Raw genomic sequence first — 24316 nt, 5'->3', positions numbered from 1 at the left:
CTGCCCACTCCAGTACTCAGCCGGGTTCGCCCGTCCCGGTTATTCAGGATCAGATGCTCGGCATCAAACCTGATTGGACGCGCATCACCTTGCGATCGCTCCCCGCGATTTTGACATCAGGTTCGTTTGAAGCCCCGACCGATCTGATTCGCGAGTTGGGCTACGATCCCTCTCGCCTTTGGCAAGCCGGACAGACTGCTGATGAATACCTGCTGCTGGGCGATTTCCAGGACAGCTTTCAACTGCAGCGATTTTCCCTGTCCGATATTGCCGCTCTGGTCGGTCTGGATTGGGAAGCACTCAGGCTCGCCGATTTGGCACTGGTCGGTTGGCAGACGATCGCGGATTTGGTGCAGGCCATTCCGGACCTAGCCGATTTGCCTGTCCGAGAAGTGCCACCGATCGCCGATTTGCTCCAGGGGCAACTTGAGGTTCCGCAGACGATTGCCGAGGTCGTTCAAAACGAAGTCCTAGCAGAACTGAGCCTAGGAGAGCTCAACCTGGAGCAGTATGAGTTAAGCGCCATCCCAGGACTGATCGACGCCCCCCTAGAAACTTTTCAAAACTGGCAGCAATCGGTCATCGACCAGATTCCTGGATTAGCCGATGTGCCCTTTGCCAATTTTCCCAATCCCATCGTGGAGCAGGGTGTAGTTGTGGGGATGGTGGATGTGGTGTTTGGTCCGGCGGAGGGCGATCGGACGAACACCATTAGCGGCAGTTATGTCGAAGGCTTCAACGTACCTTGTCAGGCTGACTGTGCTCACTTGGAATTGGCTCAACCGGAACTGGTGAAAGGTACCCAGTGGATTTCCGGCAAGTATCAGCAGGTCCAAGGGGGACGAGGCACATTAGCTTCCGCTAACGGTGGCTTAGAACCGACCGGGCGTCATCCTTTTGGCAATGCCTTCAAGGTCGCGGTGTTGGAAACCGATGAGGCTACGGGCACCGCTGAAACCGGGCTTTACTTTCGCATGTGCGTCCGCAATGCCTTTGTGGACTTGGGCTGTACGCCTTACTTTATCGGTCCCATTCCCTGGCTGCCTATCCAAGAAAAAGGCATGATTTTTCTGGGTCAAATTAAGGAAGGTCTTTCAACCACTGATTCTGCTGAAGTAGCTGCGGCGAAAGGAATTGATCCTCAGACCGGCGAGCCTAGCCCCACTCCAACGCCGGTTGCTAGAACTTCAAGCTCTCCTGGCATTGCCACCGGTGGCTTCATCAATCCGGCACCGGGATATCCCATTACCAGTAGTTTTGGCTATCGCACCCATCCGATTCATGGCGATCGCCGTCTCCATGCCGGGACTGATTTAGGCACGCCCAATGGCACGATTATCCGCGCTGCCGATGGAGGGCAGGTCACCTTTGCAGGCATTAGTGGGTCCCTGACTAGCGGCTACGGCAGGCTCGTCATCATTGATCACGGCAATGGATCGGAGACCTACTACGCCCATCTGCAGGGCTTTTTTGTCCGACAGGGCGACATCATTGCCCAGGGCGATCCGGTGGGACGAGCTAACAGCAGCGGCGGCTCGACCGGACCGCATCTCCACTTTGAGATCCGCCAGAACGGTCAGCCCCAAAACCCCATGAACTATCTTAGTTGAGGGCCAGTGATATGAGACGAAATCGCACTCTAGTGCTCCCATTCCTCGGGATCTTGATCCTGCTGATCAGCCTGATTGCATCGGTCAGTCTGAATCTGGCGCGAGCCTCAGACGATATTCCCGCCACCGTCCAAACTTGCCTGCCGCCATCAACCCAAAATGCCAAGGTTTGGGGCGTCGTGGATACCGAGACCGGCAGTTATCACCTGATTGGCACAAGCTGGACGGAGCGTGAGGAAGCGGTCTATCAGGAGGTGCTGATTTATCTGAACCCGGAAGACACCTGCCGATCGCTCCTGCCCGAAAACGATCCGGTGCTCAGTCACTACATTCCCCTCCAACTAGCACGGGAGTTAGCGCTACAGCGTTATACCCGCGTGCTTCAAGAGCAAGGCGGTCGAGAGGCGTATCAACAGCAGCTGACGGACTATCTCACCAGCGCTCCGGAAGGCACCCGCAGCGAATTTCCGCCCGAGCACATCTGGGCGCTGGAGCAGTTGGGCATTGAGCTGCCAATCGATAGCTACGAGGTCCTGCCATGAAGACATTTACAGAACAGCCTGCTACCTTGGCGCAAACGAATCCAGCCGCTAGCGAGTCCTTTTCCCAGCTGGCTTCCTCCCTCCAGTCCCGCAATGGCCTAGTTTTGTTGGGCTGCTGTTTGCTGGTGGGGGTCTTTGCCCTGTTGGGCGATCGCAAAAAGGGCAAGCTGGCCACCAGTCGCTTTGGCAGCGCCAAAGAAAAAGGAGCGGCTCGCAAGCGAGCTGTAAAGCAACTAACGGCCCGTAAACACAATGCGGTCTCCCTCTATATCGGCAAACCTCAACGCCCGAAAGATGCCCGGTCAATTTATCTACCGGATTTACAACGGGGTGTGGCTGTTTGTGGGGGACCGGGTTCTGGTAAGACCTTCAGTGTCATCGACCCGTTGATTCGCTCTGCGTTAGAGCAAGGACTGCCCGTCGCGTTGTACGACTTCAAATATCCGACTCAGAGTGCTCGCCATGCGGCCTATGCGGCCAAGTTGGGCTACCAGGTCCATGTTCTGGCTCCTGGATTTCCCGAGTCCGGCGTGTGTAATCCTATCGATTTCCTACGCAGTGAGTCGGATGCGGAAATGGCGCGGCAGATTGCCACCGTGTTGAACAAGAACTTCCGGCTGATGACCCAGAGCAGCGAAGATGGCTTCTTTGCCGCTGCCGGAGATCAGCTTACCGAAGCGCTGTTAATGCTGGCAAAGTCTACCGAGTATCCCGATATCATGACCGCTCAGGCGGTACTGGGACTAACTAATCTGGGGAATCGCATCGCCGCAGCCAAGGACATGAACAGTTGGATTCGCGTCTCGTTCAACCAGCTAATTGGGGTGAAGGATGCGGAGAAAACTGCTAGCGGCATTGTCGGCAGCGCCAGCGAAACCTTTACCCGCTTTATGAAGGAAGGTGTCCTGGGCAGCTTCTGTGGTCGGACCTCGATTCCTCTAGAACTAGAAGGCAAGCAGCTGCTGATTTTTGGAATGGATCGGGAACGGCGGGACGTGGTTGGTCCCTTGGTGGCAACCGTCCTGCACATGATCGTTACTCGTAATGTGGCGAAGCGACGGCAAGATCCGCTGATTGTCGCGATCGACGAGCTGCCGACGCTGTATTTGCCGACTCTAGTGCAGTGGCTGAACGAAAACCGAGAGGATGGACTGTCGGTCATCCTGGGCTTTCAAAACCTAGTGCAGCTAGAGAAAACCTATGGGCGCGAATTAGCACGGGCCATCCTGGGAGCCTGTGCCACCAAGGCCATCTTCAATCCTCAGGAGTATGAAGCCGCTCGGATGTTCTCCGACTTTCTAGGGGACGAAGAGATCCGCTACAAGCAGAAATCTCGCAATCGCGGGGGCGGCAAGTCCAGCACCACGATTTCTGAGCAGGAACGCACCCGCAAGCTGTTTGAACCGAGCCAGTTTCTCCGGCTGCCTCAAGGAAAGTGCGTCCTGATTAATCCGGGCTTTACCTCCAAAGGAGAAGCCGCTATCCCGATTCGGCAGACCATCAAGATTCCCAAGGCGGATCTGCAGGCGACAGAAGCCAGCGAAGCGCTCTGGGCCAAGATTCAAGCTCGCTTGATGCAGCGCAGTCCCCAACGAGTCCCCACCACGGAAGACTTGGAGCGACGGCGGCAACTGGTGGAATCGATGCTGCCGGAACCGCCTGCCCCCGTGAATTCCGCTTATCCTGACCCCGCTGATCTAATCGACAAGTACGGCAGTTTGCTTTAGGAGGTGCCCCGTGACAGAACCCATGCTGGTCCAAGCCTTGGGAGACAAGCTCCCCGCTGAAACGCTGGCGGCATTGCTGGAACATCCCGAAATCGCGGCTGAGTTACTGCCGGTATTCGATCAGCCCCGATTGGCCGAGGACTATGTGCCGCGCGAAATCAGTGTCCTGTTTGATGACGTCACTGTCGTGGAGTGGCAGGACGGCCAGATGACCTATCAATGCCCGCCTGTTGCCGCTGACTATCAGCCGGAACTGGTCGAGTGGTTGGTGGATGGTGAAACCGCCTATCTCTCCGTACAAGGGCGGGAAGTGATTAACCGTCTCCCCGCCGTCCCGCAACTCAATCTCGAAACCCTGAAAGCTTTGGAGGAAAGACCATGCAAGCCGTTGTAAATCCAGGCGAAGCCAAACAAATCGAGCAAGACTATGCTCACACGACCCTCGCCTCTAGCGAAATTGCTGCTGTGACCGCTCAATCTACAGCAGAGGCGGTGCAAGCCTTTATCCAGATGCTGCGCGATCGCCTCCAGGCTGCCCGAAAGCGGGAGAATGCGGAGGCCCAGACGGACGAACAATGGGACGGATTAGACGAGCTGCCACAAGACACTCCGGAACCCATTGAAATCAAGCTGGGTCGCGAAATTGTCTACCGGGAAGGCTATGCCGACAAAGACCCCATCGACAAGCTCAGTCTCAACAAGCTGAAGCTGTTGCAAGCTGCGTTAGACGTGTCTGCGCAAACGGAGGATGCAATTACCTCCGATGTTAAAGGGACGATCAATATCAAAGCTGGTGATGAGTTGGTCTATCGCCTGAGCAAAGGGGCTGTAGAGGTGAACCAACTGCACCCTAGCAGTGCCGCCAATCAACAGGAAGATCCAGCTCTAGAGGTTGATCAAAGTTCGATCAAAACAGCAGACGTTTCTCCAGAAGTCCGTGAACGGGCCAAAACCAAAGAGCACGAAACGCCTTCTCCGTTACCAGAATCGGTAGTGCCTTCGTCCATAACGACACCTGAACCTGCCATCCCCAATCAGCAGCCATTGGCGGCTCAACCATTGAAGTCGCACTCTCCTAATGTCGTCTCCATCCTGGAGGTCTTAGATCGCCAGAATCAGCAGGTTGTCGAAACGGCTACCCGGCAATGGATGCAGCAGACGACCCGCGTCATGCGGAGATCGTCCCAACAGTTGACCGACAAGGTCGTGGCCATTGCCGCTAATATTCGCAGTCGTCAGGTCGCCTCTACCGCTGTGGACTTACTACAGAAATTTGGTACCACATACAGTCCTGGCAGAGGCCTGTATGTCGCTGAGAAATACAGCCTCAACGCCAAGGGTCGCATGGTCACCATCACAGATCGCGAAGGCACGGAACTGATGATGTTCCGCAAGACCCGTTGGGGGCTGGACATCCTCAAAAACGAGATGGTTGCGTCTCAGGAAGCAGATTTCTTGAAAGCCCGTCAGCAGATTCACATTCAAGGGCTGGACGGAATTTCTTCGGAACCGCCGATGCGATCGCGACAGCTCGGCAACCTCGCTCCGGCAGCCGATCGGGGACTGACCCGTGATTTGACAGCCCTAGCCCTGGCCAAAACCGCTCGCAAACTGTTGGATGTCATCGGCAGTCGGCCTAATGTCCAGGGTAAGCGCATCTTTCAGGGCGGCAGCCAGTACCGCATCGAAGAGACGCCGAATAGCCTCAAGCTTCAGGCGGCTGAGCGGGGCACCATTCTCAGCATCGATAACGGCAAAATCAAGTCGGAATTGACGCCCCAAGACATCACCTACTTCCGGTTCATTGATCGAGAACTCAGCCAGGACTTGAAGTTGCCCGCTCCCGCAACCTTGACCCCGCTCAATCCGAGGCAACGCCATCCGCCATTGGAACTCGCGGCGGGTGAGTAGGCGATGGGGATGGCACATCAGCCGGAACTGGTGGAATTCTTTGCCCGTCACTTGGGGGCGGGGGGGAGCTTTGCCACGATCACCCAGGCTCGTCAGCAGGCATCTGCGGTGTTAGGTGAACCGGTGCTTCCGGGTACGGCGCTGGCCAAGCAGGTGGATGAAGCCGTGGAAGCTGGGGTGGTGAGAACCGCTCAGGGAATCCTCCAAACCTCAACTACGACTCACGACACCTATGATCGGCTAGTGGACTTGCACGATCGCCAACCGGCTCTCAATGTCCGCTCCTCCACCAGCGTTCTGCAGCAGGCCTACAGCACCCCCATCCCTATCGCGTTTCTGGCCTCATCCTTAGCGGGAGTCACACCAGACAAGACCGTCTACGAACCCACTGCCGGACATGGTGCATTACTGCTGGGAACGGATCCGGCTAAAGCTACCGTCAATGAACTCAACGCCGATCGCGCGGCTGATTTGCGGGCACAAGGCTACTCCGTCACTCAGTTTGATGCCAGTGAGTACCAACCCCACCAGCAACATGATGTCATCATCTGCAATCCCCCCTTTGGCTCCGTCAAAGACGAGCAGCTTCACACCCGCCGCTTCCCCATCGCCGACACCTGGACGACCCAAATTGACCAGGTGATTGCTCTAAAGGCGCTATCGGTCATGAAACCCGAAGGACGAGCTGTACTGATTCTCGGCGGGAAGCGAGGCCATGAGGAGGAACTCCGCTCGGAGCGCTATAACACCCGCGAAAGTCGCGCCTTCTACTACCTCCTGTATCAGCAGTATCGGGTCACGCAGCATCTGTCGATTTCAGGTGACCTCTACCGCAAGCAAGGCGCAGGCTTTCCATTGATCTAATTGTCATTGAAGGAAAAGGACCTGCTGATCGCCCGTTGCCCGCTGCCCAGGTACCTACCATCTATCAAACGTTTGCCGAACTTAAGGAGCAATTGCCCCATGAATCCCTCCGACACCTACACCCAATCTCGCTGGATTTATCCCTTCATGACCGCCCAATATCCCACCTTTCCCTACCTTTGGCAGCCGGAAGCGATGGGCGTGTTATTTATCGTCAAAGTGCCGCCGGATCTGGAGAGCCTGCAGGAACCCATCTACTTGGCCCTGATGCAGACGCGCTTAGACCAGCTGATTCAGGACTGGGCCGCAGCCACGTCTCAAATCGAAACTCAGCAGCTACTCGCAACCCATCTCAGTCAGCTGGACGCCGCCCAGGCAATCCCCCTATTGGAGTCGGACGCCGATCCGGAGTTCGCCCTGAGCCAGTGGCGGCAGCAGTGGAGCGAGACCTTGATCCTCAGCAACTGGCGATTTCGAGACCGGATGCGGCACTACGGCCTGACCTTTCCAGCCGTCCCGATGGCACCGGATCACCCCAGTTACCCCGACGCTCTGGACCTTCACGACGACATCACTCTGGAGGACTGGCTCGGCAACCTGACTCTGTAACGCTTCACCCAGAGGCTCCTATGAATACCCCGCTTTCCGTTGATACCCCTTCAGACGCCTATGATGTCCAGCCCCGCCAGGTGCCCTATGTGCCCAAAAGTCAGGGTTTCTCCACTCAAACGCTGATTCCCTGCAACATGGCCAGCGCGGCTCAACAGGCTCTCGACCAGTTCGAGCAGCAGCATGGGGCTATTGATGCTTATCTAGCGACTCGCTTAGGCTACGGCTCCGTTGAAGAGCTGCACCAATATTTCAGTGCTGAGCAGGTGGATGCTGCCGCCCTGGCGATCGGTAACTTGGAACAGGGAGCAGGCTTTATCACGGGCGACCAGACCGGCATCGGCAAAGGGCGCATCTGTGCCAGCATCATGCGCTATGCCCAGCAGCAAGGCAAAATCGCCATTTTCATCACCAAAGACAAGCCCCTCTACGCCGACATGATGCGCGATGTCAGCGATATCGGGATGCGGCGATTTACCCCCTTCATTACCGATAGCAGCACTGAAATTCCGCTGGCTAATGGGGCGGCCTTGAAGACGGCAGGAGCGGCGAAGCAGAAAGAAGAAATGCAGGCCATAATGCAGCGGGGCAATCTGGGGCATTACAGCGCTGTCTTCACCACCTATAGCCAGCTGCAGACGGTGGGGAAGAAGGAGCCGTTGCGGCGGAACTTTCTCCGTAAGCTGGCTCCCCAGGCGATTTTAATTCTGGATGAAGCCCATCAAGCGGGCGGCAGCAAAGGGGGATGGAAGGAAGCGGGTCCCCCTGACCGGGCCGACTTCGTCCGAGAGCTGATCGACAAGTCCTCCGGCGTCTTTTACTCCTCCGCGACCTACGCCAAACGTCCCGACGTGATGGATCTCTACGCTCGCCGCACTGACCTGCGCCTGGGCGTTAGCAGCATGACTGCACTGGAGAATATCCTCACCCGTGGCGGTGTCCCCTTACAGCAGATTGTGGCCAGCAAGTTTGTCGCTTCCGGGCAGATGCTGCGGCGAGAGCGCTCCTATGACGGCATCTCCTTTCAGGCCAATACGGTTCCCGTAGATCGCGATGTCGCAGACGACTTCTCCGCTGCCATGCGGGCCATCAAAGACTTTGACCGAGCCAAACAACGAGCAGTCAAAACCATCAGCAAAGAACTGAAGGCCGAAGCCAAGGCGATTGGGGAAGATGGGGCGATCGGGGAAGTCGGAGCGAAGAGTACCAACTTTACGTCGCTGATGCACAACTGCATTGAGCAAGGCTTGTTGGCGCAAAAGGCCGATGCCACCGTGCAGGCCGCGATCGCGGCCCTCCAGAACTGTGAAAAGCCCGTGATTACCGTGGCCAACACCATGGGCAGTTTCATTCAGGCCTATGCCGATGCCCAGGACTTGAAGCCGGGAGATGAGATGAATCTCTCCTTCGCGGATTTACTGGAACGGTATCTAGAGCGATCGCGGGATGTCGTCACCAAGGACTACCGGGGACAGGCCAATCGCTTGCGGCTAACGGATGAGCAACTGGGAGCCGAAGGAGTCCTTGCTTACGAAGGGGCGCTGGACTGCATTCGGGAAGCAGACTTCAGCGGCATTCCTATCAGCCCGATTGACTACATCGAACAGCAGTTGGAGCGAGCGGGGTTCCGCGTCACTGAAGTCACTGGACGTAAAGCTGGCATTGACTATGCGGCTGATGGTTCCATGAGTTATCGGGTGCGATCGGATCAAGAGACCACGGCTAAAGGCAAGATCGATGCGGTGGCCAAGTTCAACGCCGGGGATGCCGATGTCATTCTCCTGAACTGCTCGGGCTCCACCGGCATCTCACTCCACGCCTCTGAAAAGTTCGCCGACCAGCGTCCGCGCCACATGATTGTGGCCCAGGCCGAACGGGATATCAACGTGTTCATGCAGATGCTGGGACGGGTCCATCGCACCGGACAGGTGGCTCTGCCCAGCTACACCTTATTGATGGGCGATCTGCCTGCCGAAAAGCGACCGGGGGCGATTCTCTGTCGCAAGATGGCTAGCCTCAACGCCAACACTACTGCCGCACGGGAGACGGATATCTCTCTGAACAACGTGGTGGACTTTATGAATTCCTACGGGGAGCAGGTGATCACCGAACTGCTAGCAGATGACCCAGAACTCAATGCCAAGTTGGACTTCCCCTCCGCCCAAGCGGAAAACGATGCCTCCGATATCGCCCTGATTAAGAAGGTGACCGGGCGAATTCCCCTGCTGCCGATTGAGGAGCAGGAAGCCCTCTACAGCCTGATTGAGTCGGAATACCGAGACCTGGTGGACCAAGCCAGAGCCATGGGCGAGAGCATTTTGGAGGCAGACCAACTCGACCTTGATGCCCGTCCTCTGGCGCGAATGGAGGTGGTGGCCGATGAAGGCAACACCCGCAGTGAGTTTACCGGACCCGTTTATCTGGAGATGGTGGACGCAAAGAGCCAGACCAAGCCCCTAACCCAGTTGCAGGTGATCAATGCGGTACGGGAACAGGTGGGCCTGAACGGTGTGAGGTCAGTTGAGGAGCACGATCGGGATGACTTAGAAAACCAGTCCCGCCAGCAAACCCAGGCAACCATTGCGGAGTTAGAGACAGCCACGGAACAGTATCGGCAGGGGGCGATCGCTGGAAAACAGGACGACAAAGCCATTGACAAGCTCAATGATCGCATCCATCAGCAACGGGCTCATGTCACCAGCGTCCTAGAGGAGTTTCCGCCGGGGATGCCATTACGGTTGGTCACGCCCGCCAGCAAATCCATCTTCTACGGGGTGGTCGCTGGGATTGATGCCAAGAAGCGCTCCGGCAGTCCCGCTGCCCCGAACCGCTGGAAGCTGCGGATTCTGGTGGCCGATTCAGTCCGTCAGTTGACGGTGCCCCTGTCTAAGTTCAATACCGGACGGGGTGGGTCATTGGAGGCCATGGTTCAAACCGAAGATTGGTTCGGCAATGATGTTTATGGCCTGTTCGATAAGCAGCAGGAAGCCGGGCGCGTCAATCGGCAAATCTTCACCGGCAACTTGATCAAGGCGTTTGAGAAGTACCCGAATGGCAAGTTGCTGAATTACACCGACTACCAGGGGCAGGTACGCCAGGGGCTGATGATGCCCAAGGGCTTTGACATTCAGGAAGAGCTGACCAAAGAGCCGGTGGCCTTCAGCACTCCGCAACAGGTGATGACCTTCATCACGGAACTGACCAGCCGCCGAGGCATTGTGAAAACGCTGGATGAACTGTTGATTCTCAAAACGCAGTTCAACGGTGAAGGCTTTGTGCTGCAAACCCCCAAATCAAAGGAGTCGGGAGGCAAATATTTTCTAGATGAGGGGTTGATTGCTGTTGCCGGATCGGACTTCTATTCCGTGGGCGATCGCATGGAAGTCGTTATTCCGCCCGAACGGTTGGAGCAGACCCTAGCGGTGCTAATGCATCAGCGCAACTACACCCTGGCCGCTTTTGAATCCAAAGATATCGCTCGACAGTTCCTTGGTGTGACCCTACCAAGCCTGGAAAAGGTGGAAGCAGCAGCACCCAAAGCTTCAGTAACTCCTGCCCTCCACGTTATCCAACCTCCAGTCTCCAGTCCTACAACTGAAACGCCAGGACCAAAACCTACGGTTGAGGCTCCGACGGTAAGCGCCTCCACTGGCTCCAATCATCCCCAGATGGGGCAGTTGGAAAAGCGAATTCTCCGATTTCTGCGGGAGGCGGGCATTGATCAGGCGGTAATGAACACCGATGAGTTCCACTTGCGGATTGAGAATGAGCCCTTCATCCCACTCGTTGTGGAGCGTCAGGGGGATGAGTTGTATCTAACCCACTACCTGACCCAGAACGGCGACATGTACATTGACGCTGAGATGGTCTTCACGGTGCTGCCAGAAGGGCAGCTGCAGTTTAAGGAGACCGCCGTGCAAACGCCCTATGGCGGCGAATCTCGTATTCCCGATCGCCAGTTTGCCCAGATCTTTTCCAAGAACATCTTGAAGCAGGGCTTTGCCGAAGCAGCCAAGGCGCAACAGCAAGAGTCCCAAGAAGAGAAGGTGGCAGCAAAACCGGAAATCCAATCTCCGGGTAGCCCTACGCAGAGTGATCGGCAGGCTTTGCCCGCAGATGTTCAGCAATATCTGACCGTCAAAGACCAGCATTCCGAGGCAATGGTGCTGGTTCAAACGAGCGATCGCCGCTTCTACGAGACCTTCTTTGATGATGCCAAACAGCTGGCCCAAACCCTCGATCTAATTCTCACCAGCCAGACATGCACCGCTCCCGGCGCTGAGAGAATTCCAGCATCAGGTTTCCCAGTGAAAAGTCTGGAGAAGTATCTGGAGCCACTGAGGCAGGTGAGTGAGGTGGCGATCGCGGACTGGCAGGGAGAAACCACAGTTCATACGCAGCTAGAAAGCTCCGCAGTTGTCGAAGCAACCTCGCCCCTGGTCCCCACATCAGAACCCGTTCAGTCAGTGACAGTGGTAGAAACGCAAGAACCTGAGTTCCAAGTCCAGAGCCTCTTTGATACCAATCAGTTCAGTGCGGCTCCTCCAAATAGGCGGCAGGTGCAGCCCCAAGAGCCACCTCAAACGCTCGAGACGGCTGTTCCTGAAGCTCTCCCCTCTCGGTCGCAAGGAACACCTGCCACCCTAGAAGCCCTTCGGGACTGGTATCGGGCGGCTCGTGATTTAGGGCATGACCCACTGCACCTGGAAAAAATTAAGCAGCTAGGTATCTCTGCCAGAGATGCGAATGGTCATGGTTTTACCGTGGCGGCAGCAGACCAGCAGGCCATGGCCCAAGACATGGCTCTATATCAAGCTTTCCAGCAGCGGGGCGAGTTCGTTGCCCAAGTGTCACAGCATATTCTGTCCGCCATCGGTCAAGGCCAGGGACCAGACACCCTATTTCGCGGCAAGACCTATGAACTGCAGCAAACGGGCGATCGCCTCATCGTTCGCAAGGTTGCCCCCCAGCCCCAAACCATTCTGGAAATGGCGGCAGGCAAGATTCAACGCACAGTGGTTACCGCCGACGATTGCCACCGTTTTCAACGGTTTGCCCAGCACTTGGAAACTACGCGCACGCAGACCGCAACCTGTGCAGGCAGAGAACGATGACCGTGGCGGCTCTTCAATTGGGTCAAGACCATGAAACCAGACTTACGAAAAACCTTTGACTGGCTCAAGGCTCAGGGATTGCCCCCTTTACCCATAGCGCCTGCTCAGCATCCTCAGCAGTATCCGGCAAGGGAGCGAGACGGCACGTTGAAGCGCGACTCAAATGGAGCCTTAATCCCTGCTTTTACGGGCAAAAATCCTAGCTTTCTGGATGCCAATGGCATTCCTCATCTGATCCGCCACACTCAATATCAGCACCAGCTTCCGACTGAGCAAGAGTTCCGGACCTGGTTTACTCATCCTGCCAATGGCATCGGTACTTTGGGAGGATGGCAGAACCTGGTTTGGCTCGATGTGGACGTAAAACAGTTTGGCTCCCAAGAGGCCTGTAATGCCCGCATCAGCCACTGGCTCAGCCAGCATCCTCGACTGCAGCAAACTTTTACAGAACGGACCCATAGTGGTGGCTGGCGGTTTGCTGTGCGAGTTCCAGAAAAACGCTTCACCAACTTCTCGCTGGATGGGTTGGGCGGTCAGCACATGGGGGAAGCCCTGGGCCAAGGACGCTTTACAGTACTCGCACCAACGATTGGCCCCAGTGGACAGTCTTATGTCAACTTGCAGCGGGTATCACCCGTGTGGGTGGAACGGTTGGAGGCGATTGGGGTGTATCCGGTTAGCCGTAGACGAGGTCAGAGTGAACCAACTCACCTTCGGCCCCCAATTCAGGTACACCCTGCCCAACCAGGAGTATTACGGCTGGAAGACCTGGCGACGGCCAAGGCTCAGGCGGTGCTGCAGGGGGAGAGCCCCTTGGAGTCGCGATCGCACTCCCTGACCTATGCTCTACGCGAGTTCTATGGCTGGGAGAATTGGGCTACTGAGCATGGGGTGCCGATTAATGGAGATGCTGAGGCGTTGGCGAAGGAAGCTGGGGCAGCTTTAGGAATTGATGTCGAACGGGTAGAGCGGATTATTCAAAGTATTGTTGACCCCGAGAAGTGTATTCCAGCAGCGGTTTTTGCAGGTGGGGATGAGAGTGCCTGGAAACGGGTGCAGGCCTTAAGTCATCTCAAATATCCAAGCTACTCTTCAATCGGACAGACTAATCAAGCAGAGCTATCGGCTGGGGGTTATCTGAAGGGAGGAGAACTCCAGAATGTGGTGAGGGACCTGCATTACATTTTGAGACAATCGCCAACTATTCAAACAGCTAAACACCACACAGATCGGGATGACTGGTCGCCGCGAAAGCGTTTGCTACATGGCCATACATACACTTTTGAGTCTGAAGGACAGCATCTGATCGTGAGAGCAGCTTCACGTGGTTTGATATTTCAAGCAAGGGGATTTGTGGTTGAGCTATCAAAGGTGACGCACTTAGATAAACAGCGATTTATGGTTGAGGCAAAACGGCTACAGCAAACACATTCTCTGAGTCCAATCCGCCCGAGCGGCTGTGAGGCTTTAGAACGTTAGCTGCAGCGAGGAAATGTATCACTGAAGTTATTAAAGCTCTTGAATTGTCGCTGATCCAGTTCCACAGAGGGAGGAGTAGAGTAGGTATGATTGTGAAGAACGACATAGCGACGTTTGCCTCAAGAAATGCCTCAAGACCTCAAATCCATCATTCAGCGTGTTGTGGGCACATCCTTAACTCCGGAACAGCAACAGCAGTTAGTAGAGGCAATTCAATCCGGCCAGGCCACGCTGGTTACCGGCGATCGCGCTTTGGCCATGGGGGGGAACGCGGATAATGCAGTGCTGATTACTGGCGATCACAACATCATCGGTGATGGCAACATCATCTTCGAGGGAGCCGATGCGGAAATCATTCGTCAATATCTTCGTCCTCCGCCAGCACCCATTGACTCAATTATTGAGCAGGTGCGATCGCGAGCATCAGAGAAAGGCCTCAGAAATTTCGGTAAGATTCAGCTCCTGAATAGACGCCAGGTTGATGTCGATCAGCTTTATGTAGATGTTTATGTTCTGGAAGTACAGGATTATCGAGCCAATATTCCAGAATTACTTAAAGGGCAGAATGTCCGAAAGCAGTTTGACCGATTGGGTCTGGCAAAAAGAGGAGAGCGGTTACAGGGGTTACAAATCGCCGAAAGCGAAGAATATCCTCGGTTGATGGTCTTAGGGAAGCCGGGTTCCGGGAAAAGCACATTTTTGAGGCACTTAGCAGTAGGCTGTGCCAAAGGTGATTTTCTAGAAAACTACATCCCCTATTTGCTTGAGCTACGGGATGTTGATGAAGCTGAATTTAGCCTGTTTCGGCATATCCATGAGGAATTTGAATTAGCCGAAGAAGAGCAAACCAAGCAACTTCTAAGGCAAGGAAAAGTTATGGTTTTGTTGGACGGTCTAGATGAAGTCTCCAGCGTTTTACAGCCAAAAGTACAGGATGAACTGCGAAGGTTTGCCAAACAATACGACAAAAATCGCTTTGTGCTGACTTGTCGTACTCAAACGACGAAATACATTCCAGAACAGTTCATCCCCATAGAGGTAGCAGACTTTAAGCCAGAGCAGGTAGAAAGCTTCGCTTTGAACTGGTTTACGGCAATAGTGGAGACACCGGAAGAAGGTGAAGCGCTAAAAGAGCACTTCATGGAAAAGCTTGGTGAACATCCGCAAACCGCTGAACTTGCGGTAACACCAGTGCTCTTGAGTTTGACGTGTTGGATTTTTGAAGACTCTCAGTGCTTACCAGAAAAACGGTCTGATCTGTATCGGGAAGGGTTGGATTTACTGCTAGGACAATGGGATGACCGACGAGGAATCAATCGAGAGACAAAGAGTGAAATCTATCGGCAACTAACACTGGAGGAACGAAAGCAATTACTAAGCTACTTAGCAGTTCGCAAGTTTGAGCAAACAGAAAATTTTGTATTATTTGACAAAGCAGAAGCCTGTAGTTACATCGCAGAGCATCTTCAGATTTCGACCGAGGAAAGTGGAGCAGTACTAGAAAGTATTTCAGAGCAGCATGGAATCTTAGTTGAGCAAGCTCATGAAATCTGGTCGTTTTCCCACTTAACTTTTCAAGAGTACTTAGTTTCCAGACCATTCTATACCTCTAACAATTGGAAGGATTTAGCACGACAACTCTATAAAGAACACTGGAAAGAGGTATTCTTACTCGTCATAGACAATACTCAAGATCTAGATGCTTTATTTCGTACAACGAAACACGAGATTGATCTTTATCTTGAGGACGAAAAGTTTCAGTGTTTTTTGAGTTGGGTAAGCAGAAAAGCTAATACCTTTAAATACTCTTATCAACCGTCATCTTTGCGGGCTTTAGCATTGATTTTGGCTTTCGATGATTCAGACAGTTTTACAGAGCTTCCTTATGCGTTAGGAATTCATCTGAACTTTGATCATCTTCCTGGTGAAAATCCAGAAGAAGATGAGCTTCTGATTTGCGAATTTGCAGTTGATAGAAATCTCAAGACTGCTCTGTCGCCCCAATTAAGATTTGCAGTTCCCATCGTTCTTGAACAAATAATTCCAAATGAGCTTTCATATCTTTCGAAAAGTAAGGAAATCGGCGATGAAATCCAGAAACTCATCGATGCATTGCCGGACTGGTGGCTGAAAACGCGCCTTTGGGGACCTTGTGAAGCCGAAAAAATGAACGTTTGGTGGCAAAAGCACGGCGAGGAGTGGATTATAAGTCTAAGAAATTTAATGGTAAAGTATCGCGATTTTGGTTATGACTGGGGCTTCTCTGACGCTGAGAAAGAGAAGCTAATTGAATACTATAATGCAAACTATATTTTGGTTGAATGCTTGCATAGTGGGGATCACTCCAATACTCACCTGATCCAAGAAATTGAGGATGGCTTAATCTTGCCGTTGAATACTTGAAATACTCTGAAAGAGGCTACATGAAATGAAGACCATTCTGTTTCAATTAGCTTTACGCAAAGTTGTTTTTAGGATTGGTGTTAAGCAATGGAAAAGAACTTTGTCCATGGATACGCTCTTCTTACCTGGAGTAGGTTGTGTGCCTATCCTGACAATGAGCAGTATTTGAGACTACTGCATCATGAAGGCACAACTCAGCAGGCAATCCTGAACAGTTTTGAGTTGTTGAAGGTCAAGAGATCGCTTATTAAGGAGTAACGGTGTTTGTGTACTACTCTGGCCATGGTTAGCTAGAGACCACGTGTGAAAACGATAGCAGTCAGTCTCTCGCACCATCGGTTCGTCGCAGGGCATTGGTAACCGCACTGCGAGTCGCTTCTGCGCCAAAGCCCCAAGCTAGGAGGGCAAAATAATCCCGCAGTCCACTTGAACCGAACGTCGGGTTCTCCAGATAAAGCTGGTTGAAGCCGGTTCCAGCCAAAAAGCCGATGGTGGTGAGATAGCCCGCGATCGCAAACAGCTTGAGACGTTGTTTGGGATTTTTGATCAGGGTAGCAATGCCGTTGAATACGAAGGTATCGTCTAAGGCAGGGACAGGAGATTCCATTACTGTTGTTTGAGGCATTGCTACTTCTGAGGGGGGACTGGTTTCTATGGCTGCTTTGCCTTTCCCTGGCTTAAATTCTCGCAAGCCATCCACAGGAACAGAATCCTCTGCTTTCTGTTTCAAAGTATTTAGAACCGGTTTAGCCTCGGCTATGGCTAAACCAATGGTTTGTAGTTGGGGATCATCGCCGGAGTCAGAAGGTCGCAGGGTCACGAGGATTTCTTTCCAGGCATCAGCCCGAGAAATCATATCCTGTAGGGTTTCTTGATCGGAGGGTGGTAAGGCATCGGGATTAAGTTCTTCCAGGGTTTGCTGAAACTGGCGATATTGCTGGAGAACTCTCAGATATTGGGTCGATTGCTGTGAAAAACGGTTGATGGTTTGCCCTAACGCTGCGGCATTGTCAAAGTTAGCAACATTGTCTAACACCGTCTGCAAATTAGACTGAATCGTTTGCAGATAGGGCGCTTGGCTTACCGCTGTGAGTTGTTCGGCAAGCTGAGACTGTAATTCCTTGCCTGCCTGTAAAGCACTCAGCCACGCTGGACGTTCCCGAAACCATTTGCCCCACATCTCACCAGCGGCATTAAGGGACTGCCGAGATTTTTCCAGTTGTTTGACATCGCGGGCTAAGTGGGCATCGGCCAGATACACTGCAATGCCAGAGGCAAATGAAGGAGGGATCTCTGAATCCTTTTGAACTAGGGTGCGTAGCGTTTCAATGCCGACCGTCAACTCATCGGTTGTTTTTCCCCAACGGCTGTAGCTAGAAACAGTGGTGCCGAGAATCACGCCCAAAATCAATAGTGCCAATGGCAAGTACCAGGCATCTTTCACGCGAACCGTGATTGGAACGGTTACCTGGTCGCCGCCGTAGCTTAACAGTAACGATCCTTGAAATTCACCACTGGGAGCAGCCTGCAGATTAAACGCAACTGGCAAAGTGGTCAGGGTACCTACCTCAACTGAGCTGATGGTCGTGGGAACGGTAATCAGGGCTTGGGGGAAAACTCGATCGCGATCGCGACTGTACAAATCCAGAGTGTGGATTTGCAAATCGGTTACGGGCTCAGTTGCTCGAATCGCCAAAGTTCGGATTGCCGGTTCAGCTTCCCCGCGCATTCCGGTTGCCGTCAGGGCTTCAGGGGTAACGATAACAGTTGTTTGGGCCAAACTGGGTTGGGCCGGGAGGCAGCCCAGCAGGGAGAGTGTCAGGCTCAGCCAGGGAGTGGGATGGAGTTTCATGGGGAGATGGGTTGAAGGGCGATCTCAATTGTTATGACTACAGCTCACGACTCCTGCCTGCAAAAAAACATGGCTAAGTCATCGTAAGACTAAATTTTATTGCTAAAAAACGCTAACCCTTCTTAGCGGCGAGGTCATAATGGCGGAAGACTCGAAGGATTTTCCAGTTGAGGGCAAACAGAAATGAGTCACCTTTTTGAACAAGGGCATGCTTGCGTGATTGGAGTCGGTGGCGATTTGCCGACTACCGCCACCGATGCTAAAGGTCTGGCGAAGGTTCTGCAAGACCCCGAGCGCTGTGCCTATCCAGAAAGCCAGGTGCATTTCCTTACGGGGGAAAAGGCAACCCGCAGCCAGATTTTGCAAACTTTGGAGACCTTAGCGAATTCAACCGACGACGATTCGACGGTGCTGATTTATTTCTCAGGACATGGCCACCAACTGCAAAAGCCGTTTAAGTCTTATTTTTTAATGCCCTACGGCTACAACACTGAAGCTTTGGATGAGACCGCCATTAGCGGCAGTGAGTTTGTGGATTACCTGCGCGAGATTCCGGCGCAGAAACTGCTGGTGATGCTGGATTGCTGCCATGCTGGCGGATTAAGTGATGTCTCTGCCTTTGCAGCGACCAAAGCTCCGCTGCCGCCGGAAGCGCAAAGGATGTTTGCCAAAGGAGGCGGACGCATCATGATTGGCTCCTCACGGCCAGATGAGTTGTCCTATGCCGGAGAACCCTACAGTGCCTTTACCTATGCCCTGATGAAGGGATTATGTGGGGAAGGAGCCACCCAGCAAGATGGCTACATTCGGGCGACGGATTTAGCGATGTATGCCAGCCGCATTGTGCCGACATTGACCAGCGATAAACAACACCCTGTGCTGGACATTGAGAAGGCCGATAACTTTGTGCTGGCGTACTATGCCGGAGGCGATCTGCAGCCGAAGGGCCTGCCGCCTGAGTTAGCATCCAAGCCTCGGATTGAGTCACAGCCTGGTGAATTGAACGGCCAAATGATTCAAACCACGATCGCAGCTTCAGGAGATGGCGCAGTTGCGGTTCAGAACGCGCAGGGGGCAACGATTGTTACTGGACAGGGCAACATCGTTGGCAACAATAACCGAGTGCAGACTGTGAATCAAAAAGGTAAGTACAACATCAGCATGGGAGACAATATCCAGGGTTTGCACATTGGTGACACTTTTGGTGCTGATCAAGCTGACAAGGAGTAAGTGGTTTGATGTCAGATAGCCTGGAAAACCTGAAAGCGGCACTGAAGGAGCTCCCTCAGGAAAACCTTCAGGCGCTACTGGCGGAGGTCAGTGCGTCTGGTCAGGGAGCGGTGGCGATCGCCCGCGATGCAACTGGCGCAAAGATTGTCACGGGAAGTGACAACATCTTGGGTGATAACAACCGGGTGGTGATTCATCAGGGGATGGATGCAGAAACCTTAAAACTGGTATTGCAGGAGGTGCTGGCAGCCTCAAGCGCCTACTTTTATGGATTGCCAGAAACGCAGCCGCAACCCACCCGTAAGGACGGCAACGAAAAAACGCTGATTGCTGCCGTATGGACAGAGGTAGAAGATCGCTTGCGACAGTCGCTACACAATGCCATTCTGGTGCGGCTCGATATGGCCGAAGACCGCACCCAGGTGAGCCGTCCCTGGGATAGCCAGATTCGTACTGCTGACCGGAAGCCCAAGCAACTACCCCCAGGGACTCACGTTGCTGAGGTGTTTGATCGGCGGGAGGTGGGAGGCAGGTTGCTGATTCTGGGTAACCCCGGCGCTGGCAAAACCACCACCATGCTGGATCTGGCGGCGGTGCTGATTCAGCGGGCGAATGATGACCCAGAACAGCCGATTCCGGTGATGGTAAACCTGTCGTCCTGGCAAAGTGCGAAGCAGAGCTTGACAGACTGGCTGGTGAACGAACTCAGGCTGAAGTACGGGGTGTCGCCCAAGCTGGGGAAATCCTGGCTAACGCAGAAAACGTTGCTGCCCTTACTCGATGGTCTAGATGAACTGCCCCCTGAGCGACAAGAATCTGTGGTGCAAGCAATCAACGAATGGTTGCGATCTGGGGAGGGGCCAACGGGGATGCTGGTGTGCAGCCGCATGGAAGAATACGACCTGTACGATACCAAACTGGAACTCAATGGAGCCATTTGCCTGGAACCTCTGACCGATGAGCAATTGCAAAGCTACCTGACCTCATTAAGCCGTCAGGACTTGTGGGAAACCCTGTGCCAGGATGCAGAACTCCTCGCTTTGGTACGCACGCCACTACTGTTGAGTGTGGCCTTACTTGCCAATGATGGTATAGAGCCAGAACGTTGGCAGCAAAAGCAAACCACCCAAGCCAGGATGGAGTACTTGCTGGACGCTTATGTGGAACGACGACTTCATGAAGTCATAAATAGTAAGGACTATTTAATAGGTAGCCATCCTACAGCTAAGACAATTCGATTACAGCTTGTATGGCTTGCACAAATGCTTGGCAAGTCTTTTATTGATGATTTTTCAATTGAAGAAGTACAGGCAAGCACTTTAAAACCAAACCAGCACAGAAAATATATATTGACAACTTCCATTCTGTTTAGTGTATTTACTGGTTCGATTCACTATTTCTTATCCTTGCTACTTTTTGGCTTGTTAACTTCGATTTCTCCTGAAACCTCAACCATTCTCTGGGGAGTCTCTTCTTCTTCCAATGCAAGAATTTCGGTAACATTGGCTGAGCTTATGCATTTCACCTTCATTCGTGCGGCTTTGGGGGGGGCTTTGTTAGCATCTATGGCAGGTTTTTACTTGGGATTCAAGAATAGTCAAACTAGCATTGAGTTTACTGAAGCCTTTTCTATTCGAGAAATCAAACCAAGGCTGCTAAAAAAATGGGTGCTCTTGGGCTCATTATCAGGTGCCGGCTTTGGTCTTGTGAGCTTAGTAACTGCCTTATTTGCATGGCTTTACTCACCTCGACTTTTTGTCATTAAATCACCTCAGCACGATGGAGGATCAATCGTAGGAACACAATTATTTGATTTATTCAGTATGTTTTTTGTTTGGATCTTTGTGATGGCAGCATTATGGATGGTTTTTGGGATTATGTTTGGAGTATTTAAAGGCCTAAGGAAGCCCATAGAATTCAAGATTTATCCCAATCATGGAATTCGTCAAAATCTGAAACTACTTCTAGCCTCATGTTTTTTATTTAATGCTTTACTTGGGCTATTTGTTTTTGGATTTGTTTTCCTCAGCCCAGACTCGAATATTATTGCCAGAGAGGTTCCGAAAATAGTTTTTTTTGGAGCAATTTGTGGATTTTTAATGAGTTTTGCATCAATTGGATGGCCTCTTATTCAGCATTTCGTGCTTAGGTTGTTGCTCTTCAGAAGTGAAAATGGTCCTTGGAACTACGCTCGCTTCCTCAACCACTGCACAGAGCGTCTCTTATTGCAGCGCGTTGGCGGGCGCTATCGATTTATTCATAAGCTCGTGCAAGAGCATTTTGCCACCATGCCCCTAAAGTAGCTCAGCACTGTACCTGAGTAGGTCCGCTGTGTTTTCCGAACTTCATAGTTGCTCTAAAATGGAATGTCACGATCGCACTCTGTCCAATAAGCAATGCGCCACTTCACAAACCATCGGAGTCACGGCAAAGCGGGCAAAAGGCTATGATTCAGGCAGCTTTCGCTGTTGTATTTCAAAGTTGACGGGATTCGTCACGTATGGCTCAGTTTGAGGATTTGCCAATTATCCTGGAGCGCATTGCTAAAGGCGACCATACTGAAGCTGATCTACAAACGCTGCGAGATTTTTTTGGTGAAGGCGATTGCTCCCCTTCAGTGCTGCAAGTCGGTAAGTACGCAGTCAATATCCAGCAAGCCCTGGGGCAGATACATATTGGCGATCGCCTCGAATTGACGGAGGAGAATATCCAGGCGATCGCTCAAGCCATTCGAGAAGAGATAAACAAGTCAGAACCGTCTCATTCAGCAGAAGTTACGTCAGTAGACGAGCTCGTGCAGCAGGTGCGATCGCGCATCCACAATGACATTCAGCGCTTGTACGGCACGATGCCGCTATGGGGGGTGGATCGTTGGGTGCCACTGGGCGAGTTGTTTGTGGATGTGAATATTCTGGAGGAGGTGAGTAGCAATCGGCGATCGGAGTTAGTAGATCTGTGGCAAGACTTCAGCCAGAATCCCAGCTATCGCGGTTTGGATCGCATGGGCTTGGGTAAGGAACGGCAACGGGTGTCGGGACTGAAGGTGCTGGACAGGGATACCAACCTGATGGTGGTGGGCAAGCCGGGTTCGGGAAAGACGACGTATTTGCAGCGGGTAGTGACGGAGTGTAATGCGGGCAATTTGCAGACGCACCGAATTCCGGTGTTAATTCGGCTGCGGGAGTTTGTGGAGGATGGGCGTGAAGTTGGTTACTCAATAGAGCGGTATTTGGAACGATGCTGGCAGTTGTCGGATCAGGCTGTGCGGCTGGTGCTGGGTGAAGGCCGATCCCTGGTGCTGCTGGATGGGCTGGATGAGGTGACGGGGGCAGATGGGCAGGCAATCGCTAAGCAAATCAAGCGGTTTGCGCGAGCTTATCCGCAGGTGCAGATAATTGTGACATGCCGGACGCAGAGCCAGGAGTCGCGGTTTGAGCGGTTTGATTACGTAGAAGTGGCGGATTTTAATGAGCCGCAGGTAAGAGCGTTTGCCGAGCATTGGTTTCAGACGGTTTGTGGGGATCTCACCGCAGGTCAGGCTAAGACAACAGCATTTTTGGAACAATTGTTTCGGGAGGAGAACAAGTCGATTCGGGAATTGGCAATTACTCCAATTTTGCTGAGTTTGACTTGTGCAGTGTTTCACCAGTCGGGAAAGTTTTATTCGAAGAGGTCGAAACTCTACGAAGAAGGATTGGAGTTACTGCTGGAGCAGTGGGATAAGTCGCGGGAGATTGAGCGGGATGAGATTTATCGCGATTTGTCGGTGGAGCGGAAGCTGGGGCTATTAAGCTATCTGGCCGTGAAGAAGTTTGAGCAGGAGCAGTATGTGTTGTTTGAGCAAGCGGAGATTGAGGAGTATATTGCGGAGTTTTTGGGAATTGGGTTGCGGGAGAGTCGGGGGGTATTGCGGGCAATCGAAGCTCAGCATGGGTTATTGCTTGAGAGAAGCCAGAAGGTTTGGACATTTTCACATCTAACTTTTCAAGAATATTTAGTAGCGCAATGGTTTTGTGCAACAAAAGACTTTGAAAATATGAGCATTCAGTGCATTAACAAGCACTGGCAAGAGGTGTTTCTTCTTACGATCGAGCTACTGTCTGACGCAAACAATTTGTTAGCCTCAATGAAAAATTATATAGATAAATTAGTTGCTAATGAGCTTGAAATAAACTCGTTTCTATCATGGATATCTCATAAAGCAAAGGCTACAAAGGAAAATTATAAATTAGCTGCCTTGAGAGCTATTTTCCTGGCTTTTGTTCAAAACCTTGAAAATGATCCTGTCAATCATCTATTTGCCAAAATCGACCAAAATCTCAACTCTGAATATCGTTCATTATATGACTTACTGTATGGCTTTTTCTCTCGTCCCAATAGTTCAACTTACGATTTTGCAGTTTTTCTCTTTATCAATAAATTTGAGGACAAAAAAATTAATATTCATCTTCAAAAAGCTGATTTACCGAATCGAAATTGGCGACCCGACGATGAAGCAGAATTTGAGAGATCTGCACCCCTGTGCCTTTATAGTACATACCCTTTAGACGTAGAAACCAACCAGTACATAAATAATGTTATTCTGAGCTTATTGCCTCCATCTGAATATTATCTATCTAAAGACTCACCTGCTTATGAGCAACACTCACGATGGGGATATCTAGATGACTGGTGGGCAGCCAATCATGATGATTGGTCACGGCAGATTCATTTGATTTTAGATAATCATCGGGATCTAGGCAGTAACTGGCAAGCGAATTGGAAACAAAAACAAATACTTCAGAATTACTATGAAGCTAATAAGCTGTTAATGGATTGTCTAAATAGGAATGCTTCAGTAAATTATGGAGTCCAGCGAGAGATTGTAGATACATTACTGTTGCCAATCGCCGAAATTGAAAAACGAAGCCACAAAAAAACTGACAATAATTAGCTTTTGAATTGGAAAATCGAATAACGCTTAGCAGATTTGGAA

14 protein-coding genes are annotated in these 24316 nt (G+C 52.3%); 13 read left to right on the top strand and 1 reads right to left on the bottom strand.

What is annotated here, in order from left to right:
- Positions 1-53 precede the first annotated feature (53 nt).
- The 10 genes from XM38_RS06375 (at position 54) to XM38_RS06330 (ending at position 16259) form a co-directional block, all read left to right on the top strand.
- Positions 54-1610 (top strand): M23 family metallopeptidase, encoded by a 1557-nt coding sequence (locus XM38_RS06375; protein ID WP_187329309.1) that lies wholly within the window; start codon positions 54-56, stop codon positions 1608-1610.
- An 11-nt stretch (positions 1611-1621) separates the two neighbouring features.
- Complete coding sequence (locus XM38_RS06370; RefSeq protein WP_137455031.1) at positions 1622-2152, top strand: hypothetical protein; 531 nt, start codon at positions 1622-1624, stop codon at positions 2150-2152.
- Positions 2149-3879, top strand: coding sequence for a type IV secretory system conjugative DNA transfer family protein (locus tag XM38_RS06365; RefSeq protein WP_080807509.1), 1731 nt, complete (start codon positions 2149-2151; stop codon positions 3877-3879). Before XM38_RS06370 ends, XM38_RS06365 begins: the two co-directional genes overlap by 4 nt.
- A gap of 10 nt (positions 3880-3889) precedes the next feature.
- The gene (locus tag XM38_RS06360) at positions 3890-4273 is read left to right on the top strand and encodes a hypothetical protein (protein ID WP_137455030.1); all 384 of its coding nucleotides are present in this window, start codon (positions 3890-3892) and stop codon (positions 4271-4273) included.
- On the top strand, positions 4258-5790 hold the full coding sequence (locus tag XM38_RS06355; RefSeq protein ID WP_080807504.1) for a hypothetical protein: 1533 nt from the start codon (positions 4258-4260) through the stop codon (positions 5788-5790). The genes XM38_RS06360 and XM38_RS06355 overlap by 16 nt, the downstream gene beginning before the upstream one ends.
- Before the next feature lie 9 nt (positions 5791-5799).
- Entirely contained in the window at positions 5800-6654 is an 855-nt protein-coding gene (locus XM38_RS06350; RefSeq protein WP_088429343.1) for a hypothetical protein, read from the top strand.
- Between the two features lie 99 nt (positions 6655-6753).
- Complete coding sequence (locus XM38_RS06345) at positions 6754-7263, top strand: hypothetical protein (protein WP_080807498.1); 510 nt, start codon at positions 6754-6756, stop codon at positions 7261-7263.
- 20 nt (positions 7264-7283) lie between these two features.
- The gene (locus XM38_RS06340; RefSeq protein ID WP_080807495.1) at positions 7284-12377 is read left to right on the top strand and encodes a strawberry notch C-terminal domain-containing protein; all 5094 of its coding nucleotides are present in this window, start codon (positions 7284-7286) and stop codon (positions 12375-12377) included.
- 30 nt (positions 12378-12407) lie between these two features.
- Positions 12408-13856: a bifunctional DNA primase/polymerase gene (locus XM38_RS06335; RefSeq protein ID WP_080807492.1), complete on the top strand. Its 1449-nt coding sequence runs from the start codon at positions 12408-12410 to the stop codon at positions 13854-13856.
- A gap of 126 nt (positions 13857-13982) precedes the next feature.
- On the top strand, positions 13983-16259 hold the full coding sequence (locus XM38_RS06330; RefSeq protein WP_080807489.1) for an NACHT domain-containing protein: 2277 nt from the start codon (positions 13983-13985) through the stop codon (positions 16257-16259).
- A 319-nt stretch (positions 16260-16578) separates the two neighbouring features.
- On the opposite strand, the gene XM38_RS06325 is transcribed toward XM38_RS06330, so the two are convergent.
- Entirely contained in the window at positions 16579-18111 is a 1533-nt protein-coding gene (locus tag XM38_RS06325; RefSeq protein WP_080807487.1) for a hypothetical protein, read from the bottom strand.
- Between the two features lie 183 nt (positions 18112-18294).
- Between XM38_RS06325 and XM38_RS06320 the strand changes: the two genes are divergently transcribed.
- The 3 genes from XM38_RS06320 (at position 18295) to XM38_RS06310 (ending at position 24274) form a co-directional block, all read left to right on the top strand.
- Positions 18295-19341 (top strand): caspase family protein, encoded by a 1047-nt coding sequence (locus XM38_RS06320; RefSeq protein ID WP_080807484.1) that lies wholly within the window; start codon positions 18295-18297, stop codon positions 19339-19341.
- Positions 19342-19349: 8 nt separating this feature from the next.
- On the top strand, positions 19350-21644 hold the full coding sequence (locus tag XM38_RS06315; RefSeq protein WP_080807482.1) for an NACHT domain-containing protein: 2295 nt from the start codon (positions 19350-19352) through the stop codon (positions 21642-21644).
- A gap of 197 nt (positions 21645-21841) precedes the next feature.
- A complete protein-coding gene (locus XM38_RS06310) occupies positions 21842-24274 on the top strand; it encodes an NACHT domain-containing protein (protein ID WP_080807480.1) in 2433 nt (810 codons plus the stop codon).
- Positions 24275-24316 lie beyond the last annotated feature (42 nt).

Source organism: Halomicronema hongdechloris C2206 (assembly GCF_002075285.3).
Classification (GTDB): domain Bacteria; phylum Cyanobacteriota; class Cyanobacteriia; order Phormidesmidales; family Phormidesmidaceae; genus Halomicronema_B; species Halomicronema_B hongdechloris.
The sequence above is the reverse complement of the archived record's forward strand: the minus strand, read 5'-3'. Positions and strand labels throughout refer to the sequence as shown.